General features: G+C 44.2%; 17 protein-coding genes. 8 read left to right on the top strand and 9 right to left on the bottom strand.

From position 1 onward, the window contains the following. Positions 1 to 15 precede the first annotated feature (15 nt). From L865_RS0105935 to L865_RS0105920, 4 genes are all read right to left on the bottom strand, one after another. Positions 16 to 1,632 (bottom strand): methyl-accepting chemotaxis protein, encoded by a 1,617-nt coding sequence (locus L865_RS0105935; protein ID WP_028772390.1) that lies wholly within the window; start codon positions 1,630 to 1,632, stop codon positions 16 to 18. 1,442 nt (positions 1,633 to 3,074) lie between these two features. Beyond that, positions 3,075 to 3,827 (bottom strand): ribonuclease H1 domain-containing protein, encoded by a 753-nt coding sequence (locus L865_RS0105930; RefSeq protein WP_028772389.1) that lies wholly within the window; start codon positions 3,825 to 3,827, stop codon positions 3,075 to 3,077. A 52-nt stretch (positions 3,828 to 3,879) separates the two neighbouring features. Then, positions 3,880 to 4,437 carry a DUF1415 domain-containing protein gene (locus L865_RS0105925; protein ID WP_028772388.1) on the bottom strand — a complete coding sequence of 186 codons (558 nt, stop codon included), beginning with the start codon at positions 4,435 to 4,437 and terminating at the stop codon, positions 3,880 to 3,882. A gap of 20 nt (positions 4,438 to 4,457) precedes the next feature. After that, positions 4,458 to 5,054 (bottom strand): LysE family translocator, encoded by a 597-nt coding sequence (locus L865_RS0105920; RefSeq protein ID WP_028772387.1) that lies wholly within the window; start codon positions 5,052 to 5,054, stop codon positions 4,458 to 4,460. Between the two features lie 383 nt (positions 5,055 to 5,437). On the opposite strand from L865_RS0105920, the gene L865_RS0105915 reads away from it, so the two are divergent. Together L865_RS0105915 and L865_RS0105910 are read left to right on the top strand one after the other, a co-directional pair. Next, positions 5,438 to 8,413 (top strand): M9 family metallopeptidase, encoded by a 2,976-nt coding sequence (locus tag L865_RS0105915; protein WP_084632476.1) that lies wholly within the window; start codon positions 5,438 to 5,440, stop codon positions 8,411 to 8,413. 156 nt (positions 8,414 to 8,569) lie between these two features. Next, positions 8,570 to 9,133, top strand: coding sequence for a DUF4136 domain-containing protein (locus L865_RS0105910; protein WP_028772385.1), 564 nt, complete (start codon positions 8,570 to 8,572; stop codon positions 9,131 to 9,133). Positions 9,134 to 9,215: 82 nt separating this feature from the next. On the opposite strand, the gene L865_RS0105905 is transcribed toward L865_RS0105910, so the two are convergent. Both L865_RS0105905 and ppsR read right to left on the bottom strand, forming a co-directional pair. After that, positions 9,216 to 10,280, bottom strand: a complete 1,065-nt coding sequence (locus L865_RS0105905) for a 3-deoxy-7-phosphoheptulonate synthase (RefSeq protein WP_028772384.1) — start codon at positions 10,278 to 10,280, stop codon at positions 9,216 to 9,218. A gap of 167 nt (positions 10,281 to 10,447) precedes the next feature. Beyond that, positions 10,448 to 11,260, bottom strand: a complete 813-nt coding sequence (gene ppsR / locus L865_RS0105900) for a posphoenolpyruvate synthetase regulatory kinase/phosphorylase PpsR (RefSeq protein WP_028772383.1) — start codon at positions 11,258 to 11,260, stop codon at positions 10,448 to 10,450. Between the two features lie 126 nt (positions 11,261 to 11,386). Here ppsR and ppsA point away from each other — a divergent pair, with 126 nt between their 5' ends. The 5 genes from ppsA to L865_RS0105875 all read left to right on the top strand — a co-directional run bounded on the left by ppsA (position 11,387) and on the right by L865_RS0105875 (position 18,691). Beyond that, a complete protein-coding gene (gene ppsA, locus L865_RS0105895; protein WP_028772382.1) occupies positions 11,387 to 13,756 on the top strand; it encodes a phosphoenolpyruvate synthase in 2,370 nt (789 codons plus the stop codon). A gap of 104 nt (positions 13,757 to 13,860) precedes the next feature. Beyond that, positions 13,861 to 16,914 carry a D-2-hydroxyglutarate dehydrogenase YdiJ gene (gene ydiJ / locus L865_RS0105890; protein ID WP_028772381.1) on the top strand — a complete coding sequence of 1,018 codons (3,054 nt, stop codon included), beginning with the start codon at positions 13,861 to 13,863 and terminating at the stop codon, positions 16,912 to 16,914. Continuing rightward, positions 16,904 to 17,365 carry a DUF1285 domain-containing protein gene (locus L865_RS0105885; protein WP_028772380.1) on the top strand — a complete coding sequence of 154 codons (462 nt, stop codon included), beginning with the start codon at positions 16,904 to 16,906 and terminating at the stop codon, positions 17,363 to 17,365. The genes ydiJ and L865_RS0105885 overlap by 11 nt, the downstream gene beginning before the upstream one ends. 106 nt (positions 17,366 to 17,471) lie before the next feature. Continuing rightward, positions 17,472 to 17,900: a MarR family winged helix-turn-helix transcriptional regulator gene (locus L865_RS0105880; RefSeq protein WP_028772379.1), complete on the top strand. Its 429-nt coding sequence runs from the start codon at positions 17,472 to 17,474 to the stop codon at positions 17,898 to 17,900. A 386-nt stretch (positions 17,901 to 18,286) separates the two neighbouring features. Beyond that, positions 18,287 to 18,691: a PliI family lysozyme inhibitor of I-type lysozyme gene (locus tag L865_RS0105875; protein ID WP_037470622.1), complete on the top strand. Its 405-nt coding sequence runs from the start codon at positions 18,287 to 18,289 to the stop codon at positions 18,689 to 18,691. Between the two features lie 25 nt (positions 18,692 to 18,716). Here the strand turns inward: L865_RS0105875 and L865_RS0105870 are convergent, their stop codons facing one another. Continuing rightward, the gene (locus tag L865_RS0105870; RefSeq protein ID WP_028772377.1) at positions 18,717 to 19,061 is read right to left on the bottom strand and encodes a hypothetical protein; all 345 of its coding nucleotides are present in this window, start codon (positions 19,059 to 19,061) and stop codon (positions 18,717 to 18,719) included. Positions 19,062 to 19,248: 187 nt separating this feature from the next. Beyond that, on the bottom strand, positions 19,249 to 20,280 hold the full coding sequence (locus tag L865_RS0105865) for a Leu/Phe/Val dehydrogenase (RefSeq protein WP_028772376.1): 1,032 nt from the start codon (positions 20,278 to 20,280) through the stop codon (positions 19,249 to 19,251). A 256-nt stretch (positions 20,281 to 20,536) separates the two neighbouring features. On the opposite strand from L865_RS0105865, the gene L865_RS0105860 reads away from it, so the two are divergent. Next, positions 20,537 to 20,977 carry a DUF4826 family protein gene (locus L865_RS0105860; RefSeq protein WP_028772375.1) on the top strand — a complete coding sequence of 147 codons (441 nt, stop codon included), beginning with the start codon at positions 20,537 to 20,539 and terminating at the stop codon, positions 20,975 to 20,977. 100 nt (positions 20,978 to 21,077) lie between these two features. Here L865_RS0105860 and L865_RS0105855 read toward each other — a convergent pair whose 3' ends face one another. Continuing rightward, entirely contained in the window at positions 21,078 to 22,208 is a 1,131-nt protein-coding gene (locus L865_RS0105855) for a ribosomal protein uL16 3-hydroxylase (protein ID WP_028772374.1), read from the bottom strand. Between the last annotated feature and the right edge of the window lie 29 nt (positions 22,209 to 22,237).

Here is a 22,237-nt window from a genome sequence, read left to right as displayed (position 1 = left end):
GTTATTATTTTTCAGTTACACTTTAAATTGATCAGTAATCGCACCAAGCTGATTACTCACGCCTTCGATGTCATAACTGATCCCACCTAATTCATCGGTGGTGATTTTTACTTTCTGTGCATTGTTTTCAATTTCAGCAACATACTGCTGAATCAAAACAGAGGTATTGTGTTGCTCCTCAGTGGCAGCGGCTATCTGTTCGTTAACCACTACAATTGCGCTGACTTTGTCGGTGATGCTAATGAGTGCATCGCCTGCAAGTGAGGTGCTTTGTACCCCTTCGTCAGCGGTTTCAATGCCACGCTGCATCGCTTCAACCGCTTGTGTTGAAGTTGAGCGTAGCTCTTGTAAGACTTGCTGGATCTCTTCGGTTGAGGTTTGTGTGCGTGAGGCGAGAGTTCGAACCTCATCGGCGACCACAGCAAAGCCGCGGCCTTGCTCACCGGCCCGTGCCGCTTCAATGGCAGCATTGAGTGCCAATAGGTTGGTTTGTTCAGCAATACCACGAATAGTATCTAAGATGTCGTTAACGTTGTTGGTAAAGGCATCAAGCTGATTAACCACAACAGCGGTGGTTTTCACCTCTTCCGATAAGCGATTAATAGTTGAAATCGCATTGGCAACAACATCTTGGCCACGTTGGGCTTCTTGATTAGCATTCTCAGCTTCCGAAGCCGCATTGGTTGCATATTCAGCAATGTGTTCAACACTGACAAACATTTCACGCATAGCATTGGAAATTTGTTCCACCGATTGGTTTTGCTCAGCCACGGTTATTTCACTGTTTTTACAGCTTGTCAGTAAGGTGTTTGATACTTGGCCTAAGCTCTCGGTGGTTTTTTGAGTGTCAGCAATAGAGGATTGCAGTTTGCCCACAAATTGGTTAAACCAGTGCACAAGGGTGCTAATTTCATCTTTGCCATCGTACTCAATTCGCGAGCGTAGATCGCCTTCTCCTTCAGAGATATTTTGCAAGGAATCGCTGACACTCCTAATGGTGACAATGATTGAGCGATTGACCAGTAATCCGACGATAACAAGCAATATCGATGCAATAATGCCAATGGTTAACATCGAAATTGAAGCACTGTCTGAGCTGTCGAGGGTTTGCTGGATAGACTGAGCAAACTGTTCTGAAAAATTGAGCTGTTTCTGATGAAACTGTCCTAACAGCTTTTCATAACGTGCAGCATTGTCCGCCGCCTGATTTTTGATGCGATTAAAGTCGACATCGTCTTTAAGAAACTCGGCTACCAGGCTCTTAGCATTGTTGTGATAAACGCCAAGTTCATTGCGCATAAATTGGGCATCGTTGGCTTCTTCCGGCAACAATCGGGCTATGTCGTTGAGGTTAGTAGTAATTTGGCCAACCATTTTTTCTACGGTGATCAGCGCATCTTCTTCGCCGGTGGTGACCGCAGATTGAATATTCTGATCCAGCTGAATCATCAATCCTTCATTGACCGTTGCCAGTTTTAACACTGGAAACAATTGAGAGTTGACACGGTTGAGTCGTTCAGCGTTTTCCTGAACACTATTATTGTTGATCACCAATGAGCAAATGAATGACAAAATAGCTACTAGCGTGAGTAAGGCTATTCGGTGTTTGATCTTAATGCGATTTAATTTCATATATTTAAGCCCTAAGCTTCTCACGTGTTCAAATATTCAAACTATGAATAGAATTAGCAGGTAGTGCGGCTATCACGTTAGCCAAAACGTTTAACATTAATTATCAATGGTTTACTATTTTTGTAACCGCTTTTTAACTGAAAGCCGATGCTAACGAGTAGATTACCTAGCTATATAGTTACTAGTATATAAGTCCCTTTTAGGCAAAAATTTTGCTATAAAAATTGTTGACTTACGGCCAAAGCAAAGCTTGATAATTAACTGGATATTCTGTTAGGGAATTGCGACTGGGGGAGTGATTTAAGTGAACTTTTCCATGTTGAACATATTGACTGCACGATGACACCAGTCAAGTCTAAACTTCCATGCACTGATATCACCTCAGTACGGTTTACTAACAGCTCTTGTATTTAATCTATGCTCAACTTAACTCTTATACTTTGTTGCTCTACATATATTTGTATACCGCTAGCTCAAGGTATATTTGCTAAAATAATAGATGTAATTTATTTGCCACTAATCATTCCGGCACATTTAAACAACATTTTTGATGTTTATCAATACAAATGTTGAGCTGTTTAACAAGTTGAATCTACTGTTTGGTCGAAAATTATACAGGAGGCATAACACTGTCGATACAATTGGTTTCTTTTGTGTTTTTGTGGTTATTTAATTTGGCTTGCTGTGTTAATTTTTTAATGGGGTGTGTATTTTTTGATTGTTTAGATTGCTATCTTATTTATTCGTTACCCTAGCGATTAAAATTATTTAGTTGGGCTGTTTGTATAATATTTATCCGTTATGTATTGCTGTCTATATTAATACCTGAGGGTTATCCTACCTTTCCTTAGCCGATTACTAACCTTCGATGTAACCCAAAGCACTTGTACAAGCCATAGTGATGCTCATCGCTATCGATGCAGATGATAATTTCTCTAGGCGGGATGTATACCATAAAATCTACCAATTTTTTAAGTCATGCGGTGGTATCTACTATCACCATTAGGGTTTACGATAGCTAATTATGAATAAAACCTTATGCCATAGTGAAGTACCGCTAATGCGCTTGTTGTGAGTACGGCAGAACAATAATAAATCCTATTCTGGGGTGACTAATATTTTTAAGGTATTTAGCAATGAAGCTAGGAAATATGGTTTATATCTATTTGTGTATACAGTTGATTGTCGGGTGGGGTTCGATCGAAAAAGCCAGTGTGTATCATGTCGCACTTTCGTTGGTTAATAGTAAATATATATTTAGAGTGAACGAGTTATGCCGAGGTATAGAATATAGTTCTTAGAATATAGTTATTAGAATATAGGCAGGGTGTTGATTAGTTCGTAGCGCTAAAGATTTGTGATTAAAACACTAAGAAAAACTTATTATAACGCTAGCGCTGACTAACAACGCTAGCGTTAGCAAAATAGGCTAATGTTGACGACTAGCCTGTTCTTAGTGCGAGTATTGCGTCAACATCGATAGGGTCTGGGTAACGCGTAAAAGCAGAATCTTTTACATCGATGGCATAAATAGACATGCGATCCGCGAGCTCATTACCTTCAATGCCAATATGGGCAGCTACATGGCTAATTGTGACTTGTTCTTTAATTTCATCATATAGCGCGTGAGCTTGCTGAATGATGGTTAAGTTTTTAATATCCCCAGCAGTCTTGCGCTTCCAACCTTTGGCTTTCCATGAATATGCCCAATTAGTGATGCAATTAAGAGAGTACTGAGAGTCACTGTGAATATGCACTTGGAGATCTAGCGCGATATACTTCTTCGCTAATAGAAGCGCTTGATAGAGTGCATTGAGTTCCGCACTGTTGTTAGTACCATCCGGGTGATAAAGCCCATACCAAAGCTGGTCTAACTGACCTGTTTTGTATACGGCAATGCCTGAGCCCGCTTCTCCAGGATTAGGTTCGCAGCCGCCATCGGTATAGATATCGATATCAGAGTTAGGTTTAGCAGCCAATAACTTGGCTTGGGTATCGGTTTTTGATGCCGCTTTTGTGGATGTGGCCTTTTGGGGAGCTGGGCGGTGCTTAAAGGCCGATTCAGCTTCTTCACGGCTTTTAAATGATTTGTAGCGCGCACCGGCAAAACCGTCGACTTGTGCTTTTGCTGTAGGCCAATCGGTAAAAATTCCGGTTTGACGTCCCGCCCAAATTACGTAGTATTTTGTCGCCATTGTTATTCCATTAGGTTAACTAATTTATTGCTCAACCAAATTGACTATATGTTTATTGGCTCTTATGTGCGCAAGACTGAAGCAGATTTGCAAAAAACTCACTGCCTTTACGATTGGCAAAAGCAATATTGCGTTCAGGTATCGATTCTGGGTCGTCATAGTCAGCTAAGGCCTGTTCCATACTCGTCTCTCTAATGATATGTATTGTTGGAAAAGGAGAGCGGTTGGTATAGTTGGCAGCGCTATTTTGTGGCTCGCCATCAAAGCAGTAATCAGGATGAAAGCTTGCCAACTGGTAAGTGCCTTCATAGCCTTGTTCGATAAGTAAGTCGGTTGCGATATCGACCAAGTCTAAGTATTGATAAAAGCCTTCAAACCCTCGCGGTATAATAAATAAGCTAGTCTCTATTTGAGGGTTTTCATCAAGCGTTTGGCAAGCCTTGATAAAGGCGGTCAAGACTTCGGCTAGTGCTTGCTCGTCAACGACTTGGTAGCAAATGCTATTACGCAGCACTTCTTGGCGGGCAAAAGGGCATATGTTGTATTTCATGATGACCTTTTCTACCCAGTTTCTTGTTTGTTGCGCCGGGCTTAGTTCAACAGTATCCATGGACAATCTTTTTAAGTACGTTATTGGGGAGCAATCATAGGTATGATAGAGGCAACAAGCAAGAGCGCCATACTGATGTTAAAAACCCGTTGTTGACGTTGATTTTTTAAGAGCCTTTTTAAGGCAACGCCAAAACCTAGCCATACCAAAGCACAGGGTAGGGCAACCGCAAGAAAAATACTGGCAATACTCACCACTTGTGGCACCAGAGGTTGCTCGATTGAGGTAAAGGTGGCAACGGCGCCAATCGCCATAATCCAACCCTTTGGATTCACCCATTGAAACGCTGCTGCTTGAATAAAGGTCAACGGATTAGCTTTCGCAACCCCTTCCATTTTGCTGCTACTGTTGGCGATTAGCCAAGCTAAGTATAGCAAGTAGCCAATGCCAACATACTTAATTATCGTATGCAAAATAGGGTATTGGTTAAATAGTGTTGTTAATCCTAGGCCAATGGCCAATACCATTACTGGAAATCCCAAACAGATCCCGCACAAATGTGGTAGTGAACGCTGCACACCAAAATTCACCCCTGATGTCATCAGCATGATGTTGTTTGGACCTGGGGTGATACCCGATGAAAATGCAAAGAGTGCAACTGCAATAATAAATTCCATGCCTGCCGTAATGTCGTTGTAGCCGTACAGCTGCATATAGTCGCTAACCTAAGCGGGATAAGCCAGAGATTTTTTGGTATCAAGGTTATTTAGCTCCAAGGTCGTTAAATATGTTGTTTAAGTTAACTGACTGATCTTGTAGCGCTATCAATCGTATTTTTGTAATGGACTGCTGTGATGGTGAAATTTTGTCTCCGACTGAATGTTGCATATTGCATACAATATTTGTTATAAATAATTTCGTAACAAAAATTTAACTTTTTGTTCTCAAAAAATAACAAATACCGTTTGAGATATTTCCGCAGAGAAATAATCAAGCATCAGATATGAGTAACATTGCTGCAGGGCGAAGGCCCTGCTGACTTTTTGATTGGAGAATCAGCATGAAAAATCCACCTCAACACCTGCTAAGCACTCGCGGTAAGTTTCGCGCTTCGCTGCTGGCTTTAGCCTGCTCAGCCGCGTTAATTCCCGCTTCAGGTGCCCTAGCAAACAGTTTACAACACGGCAAGGATGCTGTGACTCCAGTTGTAGTAAAGCCAGTGACCACAACATCATTGGTTGACCGTCAACCCGGTCAGCATGCAACGACTCGCGTTAATGAGCGTCATTTATCTAGCCTAAAACAAGCTGATAAAGCCGATCGCGCTAAGGTTACTGCGCCTCTAGGTATGCTTGGCAACGCTGGACCAGAAGCGGAAGCCGATCCATGTAATGGTTACGATCAGTTCAACAATCTAACGGGTGCGGCATTGTATGATTTTGTTCGCAGCGCAGATTTTGCCTGTATTTCAGAACTGTATTCAAATAATGACGCTACGGCTGTTGCCGCTTACCAGCCACAAAATGTCATTGATGTTGCTAATTTTGCTAAAGCACAGGCTGCCAGCTATGACAGTAGCACGGGCAGTGAAATGCTTAACCTGATCTATTTCCTCCGCGGTGCGTTTTACATTGAGTATTACAACGATGCATTGACATACGCCAATAGCCAGCCAGCAGATGCACTACGTGATCTACTGATAGCTTATACCGCCAATCCAGTGTTTAACGATACCAGTGAGATGCAAGGTAACACTCTTCAAGAGTTCTTTATTGCTTGGGATAGTGCTGACAGCATCTATGAGTCAGTCGGGGCAATCACCCAATATCTTGATGGCTTTAATGCTGAGCATTTAGCCGTGCCAGCTCATCGTACAGCGATGACCAAAGCGCTAACGACCTTGTATTATGGGCAGTGGGAAAGCCGTTACACCCAAGCGGCGATGGAGCTTGGTGAGTTAAGAGCCGCGTTATTAAACGTAGCCACCTCTGATTACATTATTAATTCTGCCTATGATTGGGAGTCGACGGACGCTTTCCACGAATATGGCCGATTCTACGTATATCAAGCTGATGGAAATCTGCCAGCGAGTTTGAAAACAGAGTTGAACACTGGCACACAAACCTACATGAATAAGTTTGAGCGCCTATCTAAACAGTGGGCTGATGCAGCCGGATACTTAGACTATTACAACCCTGGCGAGTGTGAGCAGTTTGGTATTTGTAATTGGGAACAGGAATTAGAAGATACTGTTTTATCGATTCATTATAACTGTAGCGACACGATTAATATTCGTGCTCAACAGATGTCCAATGCTGAGTTACAGCAATCATGCGATCTCATGGGTGAAGAAGAAGTGTTGTTTCACGACGTTTTGGCGACAGGGTATCAGCCAGTCGCAGACGACAACAATACCAACCTAGAAGTTAATATTTTTGATAGTTACGATGACTATGACCAATATGCGGGTACGATTTTTGGCATTAGCACTGATAACGGCGGGATGTATCTAGAAGGGACGCCATCACAAGTGGGTAATCAGGCGCGCTTTATTGCCCATGAAGCGACGTGGACCGAAGATATTTTGGTATGGAATTTACGCCACGAATATGTGCATTACCTCGATGGTCGTTTCAATCAATATGGCGCATTTAACTACTTTGACATTGATACGGGTAAATCGGTGTGGTGGTCTGAAGGATTAGCAGAATACATCTCTCAGCAAAATCGCAATGATGATGCCGTGGCCCTTGCACGTACTCAAGAGTTTAGTCTCAGTGAAATTTTATCCAACACCTATAACAGCGGTACCGATAGGGTTTATCGTTGGGGCTATCTAGCCGTTAGATTCCTGTTTGAACAGCATAGATCTGATGTTGATGAGCTATTGGTTCTGGCTCGCGGCGGTGATGCAGCAGGATGGCTTGCCTATATAGACAACGATATCGGCACTCAATATGACGCAGAATGGAACACTTGGTTAACGACCGTTACGAGTAACGATACGCCACTTAGTGGAGGGGTTGTCACGCCAGTGGATAGCGATGGCGATGGTGTGGTTGATGGTGAAGATGCGTTCCCGTTTGATCCTAGTGAAACCAAAGATTCAGATGGTGATGGCGTAGGTGATAATGCCGACGCTTTCCCTAATGATGCGAGCGAAACCGTAGACAGTGACGGTGATGGTTATGGTGATAATAGTGATGCATTCCCAAGCGACCCGAACGAGTGGGCCGACGAAAACGGCAATGGTATTGGTGACAATGCTGATGCCGATAATGGCGGTGGCGATCCGGTAGCACACTGCGGAACGGCGACAATCAGTAGCGGTAATTTGATTCAAGATACCACTGCATGTGTCGCGGGAACCGGAAGAAACTCATATTATACCTATGTTGATAGTGACAACACCCAGCTATACATCTCGACCAGTGGTGGTAACGGTGATGTTGATTTGTACTTTAATCAAAATACCTGGGCGAGCTCCACAAGTTACACAGCATTGTCAGCGACTTCGGGCAATGAAGAGTTAATCAGTGTTGTGGCCAACCGTGGCTGGGTATACATCTCTACTGTCGCCAGTGTTGCTTTCGATGGTGTTAGCTTAACGGTCAGCGAGTCGGCACCAACCAACGGTGGAGGAGATAATGGCGGCGGTGACAATGGTGGTGGAGACAATGGCGGAGTCAGCAATGTTGATGATGCTTGTGCTACTCAAGCACCATACAGTTATGGCGGGCTCAATTTTGGTGAGGCAGTATGTATCGCCGATGATCATTCAAGCTACTACTTCTATGTGCCAGCAGGGACAGCGAGTATCCAAATAGATACCGATCATGGTAGCGGCAACGTTGATATTTACGCCAATGGTTCAACCTGGGCAAGTGCATCTGCTTATGATGCAAAGTCTGAAAATGCCGGTAATGCTGAGTCAATTACAGTAAACTCGCCAGCAGTAGGTTGGTACTATGTCAGTGCTGATGGCGCACCAAGTAGCCAAGGAGCAAGCTTAGTGGTCAACATCACTGCGCAATAATTGTAATCAATAGGCACTATTGTTAAACAAAAGCATCGACCTTAGGTCGGTGCTTTTTTGTTTTGATTACAAATGAGTCAGCTTAGGTTAACCTAGTCACTGATATATTGAATTCATCCACCAAGGGATCTCATCAAATAAGGAAACAGACTGATTATGATGAAGAAATGTATAGCTGCGACTATCTTGATGTTGACGGTTGGTTGTGCCACACAAGAAAGTGTTAGCAACCCTTTGTCTCGCACTACGATGGTCACCAGTGGTGATATCAGTTTAGTACCACAGCAAAAAAATACCTATGCTTGGCATCCATCTGTCGATAACGTGATGGCTGATGAGCGGATTGATCAGGTGGCAGTAAAGGCACATATGCAACAAGCCATCAATGAGGTGATGAGCCAAAAAGGTTACCAGTTGGTGTCATTATCATCGTCACCTGCCATGTTGATTGGCTACGGGCTTGCCCTTGAAGCGGAAATGAGTGACGCCGAAATAATGAAAAGAGCCGGTTTAGTTCCCGGTTTGTCGACCCAAAATGTCGATCATGATAAATATGAAAAAGGCTCAGTGCTAATTGCTGTGTTTAACCCCCATCAAATCCAGCCTATATGGCGAGTGTTAGCGCAAGGTTTTACTGATTTCGAGCAAAGCGGTGAGCAACGCCAAGCGCGGTTTGATCAGCTGTTAGATAAAATGATGCAGCCGATCCCCCATAGCTAATAACGTTAGCGAGGCATAAAAAAGCCAGTCCTATTGGGACTGGCTTTTTATTTTTTAATTACTAGCTGACTTAATTGTTGGGCTATTTGCTCAGTTTATTAATACGTACACGCGACGCTTTGGCCAGATCGCGAATAAGCTGCTCTGAATCTTGCCAATGCAAACAGGCATCGGTGATGCTCTTACCATAGCAAAGCGGCTCGCCAGCAACGACTTTTTGATTGCCTTCTTCAATAAAGCTTTCTGCCATAATACCGGCAATGGCAGTGGAGCCTTTTTCGATCTGCGCCATGACATCTTTTGCCACATTAAGCTGTTGTTTATGCTGCTTCTGGCTATTGCCATGACTGAAGTCAACCACCATGCGATGTGACACACCAACTTGGTCGAGTTTATCGGCTGCTGCTTGTACATCGGCTTCATGGTAGTTTGGCTGTTTGCCACCACGAAGAATAATGTGGCCATAGGGGTTACCACTGGTGCGGTATACCGCCATGGCACCGTCTTTGTCTGGCGAATAGAAAATGTGTGGCTCTTTTGCCGCGCGCACAGCATCGACAGCGATATTAATATTGCCATCGGTACCGTTTTTAAACCCAACTGGGCAAGAGAGGGCTGATGCCATTTCTCGGTGAATTTGACTTTCGGTGGTGCGAGCGCCAACCGCTCCCCAAGTAATCAAATCTGCAATATATTGACCGTTCACCATATCGAGAAACTCAGTCGCAATGGGTAACTTAAGCTCGGTTATCTGTTGCAGTAGTTCACGGGCTAAACGTAGACCTTTATTGGCATTAAAGCTGCCATCAAGATCGGGATCTGAAATCAAGCCTTTCCAGCCTACCGTCGTGCGCGGCTTTTCGAAATATACCCGCATTAAGATACATAAATCATCTTTTAGCTCAGCGTGGAGCTTAGCTAAGCGCTTGGCATAATCGATAGCGCCTTCGGTATCGTGGATTGAACATGGGCCGATAATGACAAGTAGACGCTTGTCTTCACCAGTTAATATGGCTTCAACTTCACGTCGCTGCTGTACTAAGTAGTCTGCAGCTTCTTGGGTCAGCGGATATTCTGCGGCCAACTTTGCAGGTGAAATTGCTTTGCAAAGCAGGGTGGTACGGAGTTCGTCTGTTTTAATGGTCATTCATTCTACCGAGCGTTCGTATGGGCATATTGCCGTATTACCTCGGATTATAACCAATAGCGCGCTGTAACACAGCGCTTAAAACAGCTATTTTGTAGCAAATTTTAAGCAACTGTGCCTTTTAGTGTACAAAAATGCCAAAAAGTCGACTTCAGTACACTTAAGAATTAGAACATGTGACGCTCTAATCCGGTTACATCGAGTATTTTAGTGGCAATCTCTTCCACTGAATGATTAGTGGTGTTTACAAAGGGGATACGCTCGCGTTTGTACATCATCTCTACTTCTTTGACTTCTATACGGCACTGTCGCAGTGATGAGTAACGACTGTTCTCCATGCGACTTTGGCGGATCTCATGTAGGCGTACAGGATCGATAGTTAGACCAAATAGTTTTTGCTTATTCCGTTTTAATGCTTCAGGTAATTTAAGGTTATCCATGTCATCTTCGATGAAAGGATAGTTTGCTGCTTTTATACCAAATTGCATTGAAAGGTAGAGGCTGCTTGGCGTTTTGCCGCAGCGCGATACGCCCAACAACACCAGATCGGCTTTATCTATATGTTTGAGTGTCTGGCCATCGTCATTATCCATGGCAAAATTAATGGCGTCGATTCGCGCTTCGTAACTGTCATTGGCTTTACCGTGGGTGCGATGAAGCACTGGAGCGGCGGTGACACCCAGTTGTTTTTCCAGTGGCGCGACAAAAGTGTTCAAAAAATCGTGATCTAGGCCTTCACTGCTGTAAATAATGTCCCGGATCTCAGGTTTGACAATAGAATGGAAAACCAAAGGTCGCTCACCTGTTGTAATAAAACTATCATTTATTTGCGCTTTAACTTGTTCAGCTCGCTGTGTGGTCTCAACGAACGGAATTGTAAGTGATTCAAATTCAACTGGAAATTGTGAAAGAACGGCATGGCCAAACACTTCAGCTGTGATCGCGGTCCCATCTGAGATATAAAAGACTTTACGTAACATTTTGACCTCTTGTAGTAATAAAATTACAAATAAAATTATAGATTTACGCTTGTTGCGATGGAGTGTAAAATGCCGCTGCCCTCATGTGAAGGGGCCACACTGAAATAAACTTGCGGAGATAGAACTGTGCAGCAATATGTACTCTGGTATCAAGAATTAGGCATGGGTGACGTCAACAAGGTAGGCGGTAAGAATGCCTCTCTTGGGGAGATGATCAGCAATCTAGCTAATGCAGGTGTTCAAGTGCCTGGTGGCTTTGCGACCACCTCTTTTGCGTTCAACGAATTTCTTGAACAAAGCGGACTGAACCAGAAGATATACGATATTCTAGAATCTCTAGATGTAGATGACGTGAACGCACTCGCTACAGCCGGTGCACAGATAAGACAGTGGGTTATCGATACCCCATTCCACCCTGAATTCGAGCAGGTTGTACGTGATTCGTATGACCAGCTTTCATCTGAAACAAAAGACGCTTCATTTGCGGTTCGCTCTTCAGCGACTGCAGAAGATATGCCTGATGCTTCATTTGCTGGTCAACAAGAAACATTCTTGAATGTGAAAGGTTATGACGCAGTACTTGTGGCTATCAAGCACGTGTTCGCTTCACTTTTCAACGACCGTGCTATCTCTTATCGCGTGCACCAAGGTTACGACCATAAAGGCGTAGCGTTATCTGCCGGTGTACAGCGCATGGTTCGTTCTGATACTGCTGCTTCTGGTGTTATGTTCACCATGGACACAGAATCAGGTAACAACGACGTGGTATTTATCACATCATCATTTGGTCTAGGTGAAATGGTTGTTCAAGGCGCCGTAAACCCAGACGAGTTCTATGTGCATAAGCCTAGCTTAACCGCCGGTCACAAGGCTGTTGTTCGCCGTAATATTGGTAGCAAGCTTATCCAGATGGTTTACTCCGATGATACTAGCCACGGCAAGCAAGTTAAGATTGAAGACGTACCCGCTGACAACCGTCGCCAGTTCTCTATTAACGATGCTGAAGTGCAAGAACTTGCTAAGCAAGCCATGATCATTGAAAAGCACTACGGTCGTCCAATGGACATCGAATGGGCTAAAGATGGTAACGACGGTAAGCTTTATATTGTGCAAGCCCGTCCAGAGACCGTACGTTCACGCGAAGATGTTCAGCTGATTGAACGTTATAACCTTAAGACTAAAGGTGAGGTTGTGAGTGAAGGCCGTGCTATTGGTCATAAGATTGGTAGCGGTGTGGCTAAGGTACTTGCATCAATTGATGATATGGACCAAATCAAAGAAGGTGATGTACTGGTAACAGACATGACCGATCCTGATTGGGAACCAATCATGAAGCGTGCCAGTGCGATTGTTACCAACCGTGGTGGCCGTACTTGTCACGCAGCCATCATTGCCCGTGAACTTGGCGTTCCAGCAGTTGTAGGTTGTGGTGATGTCACTGACCGTATCCAAAATGGTCAACAAGTGACTGTATCTTGTGCCGAAGGTGACACTGGTTTCATTTATGACGGTATTCAAGAGTTTGAAGTGATGTCTTCACGTGTTGACTCTATGCCTGATCTGCCAATGAAGATTATGATGAACGTGGGTAACCCTGATCGTGCATTCGACTTTGCCCGTCTACCTAATGAAGGTGTTGGTCTAGCTCGTCTTGAGTTCATCATTAACCGCATGATCGGTATTCACCCTAAAGCATTGCTTGAGTTCAATCAGCAAGATGCGGCGCTTCAGCAAGAAATCCATGAGATGATTGCTGGCTACGAATCACCGGTTGAATACTATGTGGCACGTTTGGTTGAAGGTATTGCAACTATTGCTTCTGCTTTCCATCCAAAGAAAGTGATTGTGCGTATGTCTGACTTTAAGTCAAATGAATATGCCAACCTAGTCGGTGGTGAGCACTACGAACCAGAAGAAGAGAACCCAATGCTTGGTTTCCGCGGTGCGAGCCGTTATATCTCTGAATCATTCCGTGATTGTTTCGCGCTAGAATGTGAAGCAATTAAGCGTGTACGTAACGAGATGGGTCTAACCAATGTTGAGATTATGATTCCGTTCGTACGTACTTTAGGCGAAGCTGAGCAGGTGATTGAACTGCTGAAAGAGCAAGGCCTAGAGCGCGGCAAAGATGGTTTGCGCGTTATTATGATGTGCGAATTACCATCAAATGCACTACTTGCTGAACAGTTCTTAGAGCATTTTGACGGCTTCTCGATTGGTTCAAACGACTTAACTCAGCTGACATTAGGTCTTGACCGTGACTCAGGCATTATCAGTCATCTATTTGATGAGCGAAATGAAGCAGTTAAAGTATTGCTAGCCATGGCGATTAAAGCTGCAAAAGATAAAGGTGCCTATGTGGGTATCTGTGGTCAAGGCCCATCAGATCACGCCGATTTTGCGGCTTGGTTAGTGGAGCAAGGTATTGATACTGTGTCACTTAACCCTGATACCGTAATCGACACTTGGTTATACCTAGGTAAAGAACACGGTTAATTATTCTTTAAAAAGAATAAGCTAATCTCAAAAAAGCCGCTTTTTAGCGGCTTTTTTTTGTTTATAATGGCGTTATAAATCCAATAACGACATTAGACACCAACATGCTCCCTAAGCTATCGCATCAACAAACACTCGAGCCAACTTATCTGCAATTTTTAGACGCGTTGGCCAGCAGTCAGTTTACTGGTGATATTGATAAGCGCTATAGCGCACGGCTTGCCCAAGCGACAGATAACTCTGTTTATCAATTTCTTCCCCAAGCGGTGGTTTACCCGAAAACCCAGGCCGATGTGCGACTTGTGATGAAAATGGCTTCGCAGCCCGATTTTAAATCGGTGGTGTTTAGCGCGCGCGGTGGCGGCACAGGTACCAACGGCCAATCACTGACCCACGGTATCATTTTGGACATGTCACGCTACATGAACCGAGTGATTGAGATTAACCCGCAGGAGCGCTGGGTTAAAGTCGAGGCTGGGGTCGTCAAAGATGCGTTAAATGATGCCTTGCGTCCTCATGGTTTCTTTTTCAGTCCCGATTTATCGACCTCTAATCGCGCAACGCTAGGCGGTATGATTAATACCGACGCCTCCGGTGCGGGGTCGTTAGTTTATGGCAAGACATCCGATCATGTATTAGCACTCACCAGTGTATTGCACGATGGCTCAGTCCTAGAAACCGATGCGGTTACCCGTGAGCAGTTACAAGAGCAACTTGAACAACAGCCAACGGGCATTGCCGCTAAATTGCAGCAAACCATATCGGCATTGACCTTAGCACAGCGCGATGAGATTGAAGCAAGGTTTCCTAAACTGAACCGTTTCTTGACCGGCTACGATCTTAAAAATGTATGGGATGAGTCGCTACAGCAATTTAACTTATCGCGCATTATTGCCGGCTCAGAAGGCGCATTGGCGGTGATCACCGAAGCCAAATTAGATATTACGCCACTGCCGACAACCCGGATGATGGTCAATATCAAATATGACTCATTTGAATCAGCGCTTCGCCATGCACCTGATTTAGTGAAAGCCAATGCAACCGTCGTTGAAACGATAGACTCCAAAGTGCTGAATTTGGCGCAGCAAGACATTATTTGGCACTCAGTGTCAGATTTAATTAAAGCGGTACCCGGTGGTGTTATTGATGGTCTCAATATGGTGGAGTTTGCCGGTGAGACCGATGATGTAGAGTCTCGCGTTGCCAAACTATCGGCCATGTTAGATAAGCAGTTAGCTGGCGGTGAAGCTGGTTTGCTGGGCTATCAAGTTACTGCTGACAAGAGCAGTATTAATACCATTTATGCGATGCGTAAAAAAGCGGTAGGCTTGTTGGGTGCGACTAAAGGAAAACGTAAGCCGTTAGCTTTTGCCGAAGATACCGCTGTGCCGCCAGAAAAGTTAGCCGATTTTATTATGGAGTTTCGTGCGCTGCTCGATAGCCATAAATTGCAGTACGGTATGTTTGGGCATGTGGACGCTGGTGTACTTCATGTTAGACCCGCATTGGATATGTGCGATCCGCAAGATGAGCGTTTGCTGAAAACCGTGTCTGATCAAGTGGCAGCGCTGACCTTAAAGTACGGTGGTTTGATGTGGGGCGAGCATGGTAAAGGTGTTCGCGGCGAATATGGGCCAGCAGTATTTGGTGACACGCTTTACCAAAGTCTTAGACAGGTAAAAACCTTGTTTGACCCCCATAATAAACTTAATCCGGGCAAACTGGTTGCACCAATTGATGCCGGTGAATTGCAATACAATGTTGATAGCACCAAGCGTGGTGCATTCGATCGCCAAATTCCGGTTAACACCCGTGATGCTTTTCCCGATGTAATGAACTGTAATGGAAATGGCTTATGCTTTAATTACAGTGTGTACTCGCCTATGTGTCCGTCGTTTAAGGTGACGGGCGATCGTATTCACTCGCCAAAAGGACGAGCTGGATTGATGCGTGAATGGCTGCGACTATTGGAAGCTGAAAATGTGGATGTTGAAGCGTTAGCCAAAGCCAAACCTTTAGGGTGGTTACAGCGCACTCAGAACACCTTAAAGAAAGATCGCGAATATGATTATTCCCACGAAGTGATGGATTCGCTAAAAGGTTGTCTAGCCTGTAAAGCGTGTAGTGCTCAATGTCCGGTTAAAGTTGATGTGCCTAAGTTTAGAGCGCAATTTTTCAATATCTATTATCAGCGTTATCTGCGCCCGGCAAAAGATTATCTGGTGGCCGGTATTGAAGATGCGCTGCCGTATATGGCGATGGTGCCTAGAGCGACAAATTTAGCGTCTCAAAATCCGATAAGCCAATGGGTGATTAAGAAGTCATTGGGTTATGTTGACTCACCCGCATTGTCGGTACCGACACTAAAACAGCGCTTAGATGGCCACGCCTGTCGAGGCTATGATTTAGATGCACTAAAAGCGATACCGCAGCAAGACCGAGAGCAATATGTGCTTGTGGTGCAAGATCCATTTAATAGTTTTTATGAATCAGCCACGGTTTATCACTTTATTAAGTTGATTGAAAAGCTGGGTTACAAGCCTGTGCTATTACCGTTTAAACCTAACGGTAAGCCTATTCATATTAAAGGTTTCTTAGATAAATTTGCCAAAACCGCTAAGTCGAGTGCGGATTTCTTGAATCAAGTATTCGCGCTTAATATGCCGATGGTTGGCGTAGATCCGGCGATGGTGCTGTGTTATCGCGATGAATATCAAGAAGTGCTGGGCAGTGACCGCGGTGACTTTAATGTGCAATTGGCTAACGAATGGTTGTTGTCGGCGATAGTGAACCTTCCCGCTACAGCCACAGGCGATGAGCAACAAGCTGAGTTTACTTGGTTTAGTCATTGCACCGAGTCGACCGCTAAGCCAAAAACAGCTAGCGAATGGCAACAGATATTCAGTCATTTTGGTGCTAAATTAAATACAGTTAGTTTGGGTTGCTGTGGCATGGCTGGCACCTATGGCCATGAAGCAGACAATATTGAACGCTCGCAAACCCTGTACCAGATGTCATGGGATGACACCATTAAATCGCTGCCGCAAGATAAGATTTTGGTCTCTGGTTATTCGTGCCGTAGCCAAGTGAAGCGTTTTGGTGGGTTTAAGCCTAAACATCCGGTTGAGGCATTATTAGGTTTAGTTGATGGCCGATAGCAAAGCACTGGCATCCGCACTTCAGCAGCTAACTCAGTCGGTGGAACTGTGTGATGAGCAAGTGCGATTTCAAATTGATCGGCAAGGGCAGTGGTATTATCAACACTCGCCGTTGCCGGACAAGTTTGCCTGTTTGTTTGCAACGATTTTAGTCAATCATGCCGAGGGTGATGGCCATTGCCTACAAACACCGGTTGAGCGCTGTTTGGTCGATGTTGAGCAATATCCATTTATCATCGTTGATTATGAATTGGATGATACGGGGCGGGTCACTGTGACGAGTTCGGTCAAGCGTCAATGGCAGCTCGAAAGTGTGAAACAGTTTGTTGTTAGCGATAGTGAAATAAAATTAATCTTGCCTGGTGATCTTTGCGCCAAACTTTCTCGTAGTTGTTATTATCGATTTATTGAACAATTTCTGTTAGTTGATGATGAGTCGTGCAGCAAGTGAAGCTAAATTAGCTTCACTTGAATACAATTTGTTACCTCAACGGCTAGTTTCTTACTGTTCAAGTGGTAGTATTAATACAAGGTGCGAGTTCATTTGGAGGTAAGCATTGAAACAATATGAAAGCTTAGGCTATCTGGTTTCGCATTTGAATAATGAACTTCAAGATGCTTTAGACCAACGCCTTAAACGCTACCAATTAGACATCAAGTTATGGCCGGTGCTATTTAGTTTATGGCAGGAAGAAGGCGTGACCCAAACAGAGTTATCAAAACGCTGTGATGTTGCCAACTACACCATGACCCGCTTGCTTGATCAACTGCAACAGCAGCAGTTAATTACCCGCCATCAAGAAGCGGAAAATCGGCGTGCATTTAAAATTTATCTAACCGACAATGGCAAAGCACTCGAACAAGATCTGATCCGAGAAGCGGAGAGAGTTAACGAGCGCTACTTGTCGGTGCTTGATGATGACGAGCGCGGTGCTTTTATGCATATCCTAAACAAGATCCAACGCAGTGATGGCAACGCGTCATAGTTGCGCATGTTCATTCTGCTGTTAGTTAAACCTGCCATCAAACGATCTGATTTGCGCCTAGTCAGTTAAATTATTACAGTCTTAATTTGATTGCTTAAGTCACAAGTATAATACCAATCAGTATAAGAATTTGATCTACTCAGCGCGCTTTGGGTAAACTAATTCAAGGCGAATGATTGAAACAATGGTTGTTCCCTTGTGAAATTATTCAACGCAGAAATAGGCAGCCTAAAACGCGCCAGAATGGCGAGTTTTAGCGATTCTGATGCTGTGTTAACGAGCTTAACCGTAGAATAACTATGCTCTTCACTCGTTGCCTTGCCTCAGAATCGCTAAACTCTCGCTGAGTGACTAAATGTTTATACTGATTGGTATAAGAGATTGCTATGTTGAAAAAATTGCTCATTTTGTTGTCAAGCATGAGCTTGGCTGCCTGCTCAGTTAATGTTAATCGTGCGACACCACCAGTAGACGTGCCAGTTCCTGAGGCATCGGGTGTTTATGCCAAAGCCATCCCGTTAGCCAATGGACAAACAGTAGTGGTGACAGAAGGGCGGTTAGAGCCACGCTCTATTGGCAGTATGACAGTGAAATTATACCGCGATATTGTCGTTGGTGACTTTGTTGAGGCGATCAGTTTTAGTCGCGATGGCACCATCATTAAGGCGGTGCTGATAGAAAATGGTGAAGATAAGCAAAAACTGGCTATCACAACAGCAACAGCCGGCAGTGGTAACTATCAAATGAGTCAACTCGTGTGTATTGAAGCTAATACACTCAAAGCTTGCTAGCTTAGCGATGGGGCCTGATGGCGTGTTAACTCACCAATACCAAGGCTAATGCTGCGATTGAGCTAAACAACACCATACCTTGCATGGCATGTTGACTGGCTAAGAGGTTATCTTTGCCCTGTTTAAGGCTAGTCACTAGGTTATTTTTCTTAAAAATACGGCAGACTAACTGTTCTGTACTAGGGTCTATAAGTAATTGAAATTTACAGGATGTTCCATTGTCTAGTTGAAAGTGGTGTTCACTGTTTTTACTAAAGTTAAGCTTCTTAGACACCATTTTACCATTAACAAACACACGCTCTAATCCATTCCAATTGCTGGCTTGTAGTTCGATAAAGTCTTGATTGAGATCGTATTTAAAACTCACCATACTGACTTCCTGTTTGTGCGTGACGAGTGACTAATTCAAGCAGAGGAATATGACATTTTCCAGTACGGTTTGATGAAAAAACTGTGTCTAAATACTATCTGTTTGCTGGCAAAGGAAAAATAAATTTTGCGATAAAAAAAGCCAAAACGAGACCGTTTTGGCTTTAAAATTTTAGCTTAATTGGATTTTATTTTGCAGATTCAATGATCTGTTTAGCTAATTCGTCAGCCACATCTGCAGTCGTGCGATTTTGCTCATCAGATTGGGTGAAGATACGTAACAAGGTGTTATAAATTTCTTCCACTTTTTTGGTTGACGCATCCACATCGTAGTCTTTTTCAAACGACACATTGATGATACCGCCGGCATTAATCACATAATCTGGCGCGTATAGGATACCCAGTTCTTTTAGCTTCTCACCATGGCGCGCTTCAGCAAGTTGGTTGTTGGCACAACCCGCAACAATCGTCGCTTTAAGTAGCGGAATGGTAGTGTCATTGATGGTTGCACCTAAGGCACACGGGGCGTATACGTCTACTTCCTGATGATAGATATCTTGCGGTGCGACAACGGTTGCGCCAAATTCTGTTGCCACCTTATCTAACGATGACTGGTGAATGTCAGTAACGATTAACTCAGCGCCTTCCTCGTGCAGGTGACGGCATAAGTAGTAACCTACATGACCCACGCCCTGAACTGAAATTTTAAGGCCTTTAAGGCTGTCTACGCCGCGCTGGTGTTTAACCGCAGCCTTAATGCCTAAATACGTTCCTAAAGCCGTAAAGGGGGATGGGTCACCGCTTTGTCCTTCAAGCCCTGCCATGTAGGGGGTTTCTTGATGGGCAATCATAATATCGCTGGTTGACACTCCTACATCTTCTGCAGAATAGTATTTGCCACCTAGCGTATGGATACAGCGACCAAAAGCACGAAATAGGGCTTCTCGGTCAGTGGTTTTAGGGTCAGCAATAATCACCGACTTACCGCCGCCCATGGCGAGGCCAGCCAGGGCGTTTTTGTATGTCATACCGCGAGAGAGTCTAAGCACATCGTTAAGTGCTTCATCATCAGAGTCGTAATTCCACATTCTGCAACCACCGACCGCAGGACCTAAATTGGTGTTATGGATTGCGATAATGGCTTTTAAACCACTGTCTTTATCTTGGCAAAAGACAACCTGTTCATGGTCGTCAAAAGAGATATGATTGAATACTGCCACGTACTTTTTCTCCACTGTGGGAATTTAATCGCCAAAGGGCTTAAGTAGCCAGTTCTGGCGGCTTGTTATATTTATTGCAGAACGATAGCATTTAGCGATACTCTCAACAAAGTAAAGATTTGGATTAAATGTGATCCGCGTGGCAATTTTGGTTTCCACTTTACGTTAACGTAAAGTTGATCGTTGTTTTATTCACCAATTTGCGCTAGCGAACAGCATATCCAAGCGGTTTATAACAATAAGATTAGGAAGAAGTATGGCGGAGCAAGCAGTCGAACTCACCCCAGAAGAAGCACAACAACAAGAGGAACTGCGCCAGCAGTGGATTAAAGAACATTACCAGAAGGCCAATCGCTTTTTAGCTGAAAAAGGGGTGATTCCAAGTAATGTGTTGGTCGATGAATGTCGCTATTTAGCCCCCTATGTGGCGGTTTGGAAAATTGAGTCTAAACAACCAAGCAAAAATACTTACTGGGTAATGTCAGGTGATCTACCGTCAGACTATGTCGATGTCAAAGTGGCGGGCACTGCTCGAGAAGCTTTACGTCACTTTTCAATGATGTGGCAAATGAAAGCGGAAAACCTAATTCAGTCTGGTGCAACTCAAGATCCGACTCAAGCTAAATTTGCCGAGCTTTTAGTTTCTCGCGCTGAAAGTTTATACAAAATTCAGAGCGATGATAAACTTTGGGGCTAAGGCCATTTGAACGATGAGCTAGTTAACCATTAAAAAAGGCACCTCAAGGTGCCTTTTTAGTCTGATAATTACTCTGAAGTATCCCTAAGCGGATTTTTACTTATTCAGCTAGGTACATATGACCTGAGTTGATCAACTCAACAATCAGTGTGACTAACTCTGGCTCGGCAAGCAGCGTAGATGTTTGCGCTTGGCTTAAGTGAATATTGTCACTGAGTAGCGTTGCCAAAGGTTGCAGGTGTTCCGGCAGAGTATGGCTTTGACCATCAATAAATAGTCGATTTAATGGATCTGCTTCTAGCTGAATAATCTTTAAACCACCCACTCGACATAGCTGCGCGCCGTGGCCGATATCTTCGATTAACATCTCTTTGGTGTAGGGCTCATCCGCTGGGCACAAATCTAATTCAAAACGGTTTTGACTGAGCAGCTGGCCCAATATCGGTTGCATGGTGGTCTCATTAGCAATGAGCTCCGCTAACATGGCCTGTAAGCCTTGTTGTTGCGCCGTTGATACACAGCTAGGTGAAGTGGGCTCACCGTTGGATGTGAAGCGTTTTAAGCCGGTATTTTGATCAATTAGTTGGTCAGCTAAACTACTAAAAAGCTCTTGCTGGCTAGGGGCACGAAAACCAATAGAGTAGCTCAACGCAGTACTGAGAGTTTTGGCGCAATGGGGGAAGCCTGGTGGTATGTAAAGCATGCCACCTTTCTCTAAGGTGACTTCTAGCATCGGGTCAAAATCATCAATCAGAGCAGTATGGGTGTCGCCATTGCGGGGACGGTATTTACCGATATCACCCACTTTCCAGCGGCGAGCGCCACTGCCTTGCAGCAAAAACACATCATAGTTATCTATATGCGGGCCCACGCCACCACCGGGTGTAGCGAACGACACCATAAGATCATCAAATCGCCAATCTGGAATGAAACGAAAGGCTTCAACCAGCGCAATAGAGTCAGGAAACCAGTGGTTTACTGCTTGAACTAACAACTGCCAATCTTGCTCACCGTAGGCGCTGTAATCCTCTATAGGACCGGGTATGATCTGCCATTGGTTTTGTTCAGTAAGGATGACACGCGACGCCACTTCTTCTTCGCAAGCGAGGCCAGCCAGTTCTTCTGCGCTGATTGGATCGTGAAAATCTTTAAAAGCCTGTTTAATCACGACGGGCTTTTTTTGCCAATAGTTCGTTAAGAAATCTGCGATATCGAAATTGACTTGGTACATGGATAAGGCTCCGTAGGCGCAATAAAAAA

The sequence above is a fragment of the Shewanella waksmanii ATCC BAA-643 genome (genome assembly GCF_000518805.1).
In the GTDB taxonomy this organism is placed as follows: domain Bacteria; phylum Pseudomonadota; class Gammaproteobacteria; order Enterobacterales; family Shewanellaceae; genus Shewanella; species Shewanella waksmanii.
This window is presented reverse-complemented; position numbering and strand designations above follow the sequence as displayed.

What these genes read in the sequence shown, in the direction of transcription:
- L865_RS0105935 (WP_028772390.1), bottom strand. Translation starts at nt 1,632, where the DNA reads ATGAAATTAAATCGCATTAAGATCAAACACCGAATAGCCTTACTCACG.
- L865_RS0105930 (WP_028772389.1), bottom strand. Translation starts at nt 3,827, where the DNA reads ATGGCGACAAAATACTACGTAATTTGGGCGGGACGTCAAACCGGAATT.
- L865_RS0105925 (WP_028772388.1), bottom strand. Translation starts at nt 4,437, where the DNA reads ATGGATACTGTTGAACTAAGCCCGGCGCAACAAACAAGAAACTGGGTA.
- L865_RS0105920 (WP_028772387.1), bottom strand. Translation starts at nt 5,054, where the DNA reads ATGGAATTTATTATTGCAGTTGCACTCTTTGCATTTTCATCGGGTATC.
- L865_RS0105915 (WP_084632476.1), top strand. Translation starts at nt 5,438, where the DNA reads ATGAAAAATCCACCTCAACACCTGCTAAGCACTCGCGGTAAGTTTCGC.
- L865_RS0105910 (WP_028772385.1), top strand. Translation starts at nt 8,570, where the DNA reads ATGATGAAGAAATGTATAGCTGCGACTATCTTGATGTTGACGGTTGGT.
- L865_RS0105905 (WP_028772384.1), bottom strand. Translation starts at nt 10,280, where the DNA reads ATGACCATTAAAACAGACGAACTCCGTACCACCCTGCTTTGCAAAGCA.
- ppsR (WP_028772383.1), bottom strand. Translation starts at nt 11,260, where the DNA reads ATGTTACGTAAAGTCTTTTATATCTCAGATGGGACCGCGATCACAGCT.
- ydiJ (WP_028772381.1), top strand. Translation starts at nt 13,861, where the DNA reads ATGCTCCCTAAGCTATCGCATCAACAAACACTCGAGCCAACTTATCTG.
- L865_RS0105885 (WP_028772380.1), top strand. Translation starts at nt 16,904, where the DNA reads ATGGCCGATAGCAAAGCACTGGCATCCGCACTTCAGCAGCTAACTCAG.
- L865_RS0105875 (WP_037470622.1), top strand. Translation starts at nt 18,287, where the DNA reads ATGTTGAAAAAATTGCTCATTTTGTTGTCAAGCATGAGCTTGGCTGCC.
- L865_RS0105870 (WP_028772377.1), bottom strand. Translation starts at nt 19,061, where the DNA reads ATGGTGAGTTTTAAATACGATCTCAATCAAGACTTTATCGAACTACAA.
- L865_RS0105860 (WP_028772375.1), top strand. Translation starts at nt 20,537, where the DNA reads ATGGCGGAGCAAGCAGTCGAACTCACCCCAGAAGAAGCACAACAACAA.
- L865_RS0105855 (WP_028772374.1), bottom strand. Translation starts at nt 22,208, where the DNA reads ATGTACCAAGTCAATTTCGATATCGCAGATTTCTTAACGAACTATTGG.